We start from the raw sequence: 2,850 nt of genomic DNA, 5'->3' as shown, positions 1-2,850 counted from the left end.
CCGTCCGCCGCTAACTTCATAAGAGCAAGCTCTTAATCCATTCGCTCGACTTGCATGTATTAGGCACGCCGCCAGCGTTCATCCTGAGCCAGGATCAAACTCTCCAATAAAGTTAGTTTGTCTAGCATCTAAAATAAAAATTGACGTTTCACGTTGTTTGTTTCGTTCAGTTTTCAAAGAACTACTTGGTCGCTCATTTGCGACTCCCTTATGTTAACATCTTCGTTTTTCGATGTCAACTAAGTTTTTCAATTTCTTTTTTGTCGTTTTCTGCGTTTCCGCATCAGCGACGGTTATTAATATATCATGCAGAAAAATGAAATGCAACACCTTTTATAAACTTTTTTCAAATTAACTACATTTCTTTTTTAATATCATATACTTAAACGAAATATCTCTTTCATTTCTAAGAGATTCCTACATATATTCTATATAAAGTCACTCTATCCAAAAACGTTTCTTTCTATAATAAACGTTTTATTTATATACGATACCATACAAGGAGGAATATATATGGACTATACCGATTTATTAATCAAACTAGGTCTCTCGGCTATTTTAGGGTTCGCCATCGGTTTAGAGCGCGAATTAAAACGTAAACCACTTGGTTTAAAAACGTGTTTAGTTATTTCTATCATTAGTTGCCTCCTGACCATTGTTTCTATTAAAGCAGCTTACAATTTACCACATACTGATCATATGAATATGGACCCACTTCGACTTGCCGCTCAAATTGTATCAGGGATTGGTTTTTTAGGTGCCGGTGTTATTTTACGTAGAGGAAACGATAGTATTGCCGGATTAACAACTGCTGCTATGATTTGGGGCGCATCTGGTATTGGTATTGCTGTTGGAGCTGGGTTCTATATCGAAGCGATTTTTGGAATGTGTTTCCTTATGATTAGCGTTGAACTTATACCATTAACAATGAAATTTGTAGGACCTAGATCATTTCGTCAACGTGATATCGCAGTAAAACTTGTTGTGCGAAAGATGGACAATATCCCGGTTGTAATTGAGGAAATAAAAGAAATGGATATAAAAGTGAAGAATATGAAGCTTAAAACATTGGAGAATGGCTCGCACTATTTGCATCTTAAATTATGTATCGATCAAAAAAGACATACTGCTGATGTTTACTATGCTCTCCAGCATCTTGAAAGTGTTCAACAAACTGAAGTGGAAAGTATGTAACGTAAAACAAACTCTCTTTTAAATTAGAGAGTTTTTCTTTTTTCTATAATGGCAACAATGAATGTAGTCCTGCAAAGTAAGGAGGAATAGGCAATTGAAATCCCGTCCGAATTTAGTAGATACATTTCGTGATTCCATTATTTTTCGTTTAATTTGCTTTATTGTTATACTTACTGCTTTTTCCGGCTTTCTTATACATAGATTAGAACCATCACACTTTACCACATGGTTTGATGGAATTTGGTGGTCAATTGTTACAATTTTCACTGTTGGCTATGGTGACTTTGCCCCTCATACACTAATCGGGAAACTTATCGGTATGAGTATTATTTTATTAGGAACTGGATTTTGTTCTTATTATATGGTGCTGTTTGCTACTGAAATGATCAATAAACAATATATGAAAGTTAAAGGAGAAGAAGCTGCGACTTCTAACGGTCATATGATTATTGTCGGCTGGAATGAACGAGCAAAACATGTTGTAAAACAAATGCACGTACTACAACCAAACCTTGATATCGTTTTAATTGATGAAACACTTTCTTTACTGCCAAAACCATTTCATCATTTAGAATTTATAAAGGGGTGCCCCCATCACGACCAAACGTTATTAAAAGCTAATATTACAACGGCACACACCATATTAATAACAGCCGATAAAGAAAAAAATGAAAGCTTAGCGGATACACAGTCCATTTTAAATATTTTAACTGCAAAAGGGCTCAACCCAAACATTCACTGCATCGCTGAACTTCTTACTTCTGAACAAATACAAAATGCAACGAGAGCTGGCGTGTCAGAAATTATAGAAGGAAATAAATTAACGAGCTATGTATTTACCGCTTCTCTTTTATTCCCTTCCATTTCAGGTGTACTATTTTCACTTTACGACGAAATCTCTGATAATAAATTACAACTGATGGAGCTTCCTATGTCCTGCACCGGACAAACTTTTGCGAATTGTAGCTATACTCTTTTAAAGCAAAACATTCTCTTACTAGGTATAAAGCGCGACGAACAATATATGATTAATCCAGTTCATTCCTTTGTTCTCATTGAAAGCGACATACTCATTGTTATTCACCATTAGTAAAATGACGCTCTAATTCTTGCATGAGCACTTTCCCAATATTGATATATTTTCTTTTTACATCTCCATCTGGATCTTTCGGCTCAGCAAATTGATCCATTCCACTCGTTCCAGCTGTTAAAGTATTTACATGATCATCTAGTTCGTCTTGATATACGTGCGAAAGAATATACGGCGTTCCAAGACGAACTATTACGCCTGGTACATCTAGTTCTCCATCAATAGCTGTAAATGGCACTCGCAGAAATTGATAGCCATCTTCTTCATCAATTTTATAATCAAAGCATCCTTTATCATAATCCCAATTGCCACCAATGCTATATCCGAGTGGCTTCATTATTTCTTCTAACTTATATAACGCATATGTACGTCCTTCTAAATTTGAATGAATCGGAATCAAGTCCATCCCTCCTAGACTTTTTCTTTAGCATACCCACTCTAGTTTGAATATACTGATGGACTTTTCGATGAAATAATAAAAAGCGGCCGGATCCGGCCGCGGGGTTTTTTTTTTTAAAGAAATATAAAAAAAAAATTATTAATAATAAAAAATATATTAAAAAAAA

At 35.1% G+C, this 2,850-nt stretch carries 3 protein-coding genes and 1 rRNA gene; 2 read left to right on the top strand and 2 right to left on the bottom strand.

Annotated elements, in window-relative coordinates; genetic code table 11:
• Window positions 1–110, bottom strand: a 16S ribosomal RNA gene (locus tag PQF83_RS24420); the annotation flags it as partial.
• 403 nt (window positions 111–513) lie between these two features.
• Between PQF83_RS24420 and PQF83_RS24415 the strand changes: the two genes are divergently transcribed.
• Together PQF83_RS24415 and PQF83_RS24410 are read left to right on the top strand one after the other, a co-directional pair.
• Window positions 514–1,194, top strand: coding sequence for an MgtC/SapB family protein (locus PQF83_RS24415; protein ID WP_000386678.1), 681 nt, complete (start codon window positions 514–516; stop codon window positions 1,192–1,194).
• Window positions 1,195–1,288: 94 nt separating this feature from the next.
• A complete protein-coding gene (locus PQF83_RS24410) occupies window positions 1,289–2,284 on the top strand; it encodes a potassium channel family protein (protein ID WP_000842331.1) in 996 nt (331 codons plus the stop codon).
• Here PQF83_RS24410 and PQF83_RS24405 read toward each other — a convergent pair.
• Window positions 2,271–2,684 (bottom strand): YugN-like family protein, encoded by a 414-nt coding sequence (locus tag PQF83_RS24405; protein WP_000612285.1) that lies wholly within the window; start codon window positions 2,682–2,684, stop codon window positions 2,271–2,273. The genes PQF83_RS24410 and PQF83_RS24405 overlap by 14 nt on opposite strands.
• Between the last annotated feature and the right edge of the window lie 166 nt (window positions 2,685–2,850).

The organism is Bacillus sp. FF-1, from assembly GCF_028548245.1.
Lineage (GTDB): Bacteria > Bacillota > Bacilli > Bacillales > Bacillaceae_G > Bacillus_A > Bacillus_A paranthracis.
This window is presented reverse-complemented; position numbering and strand designations above follow the sequence as displayed.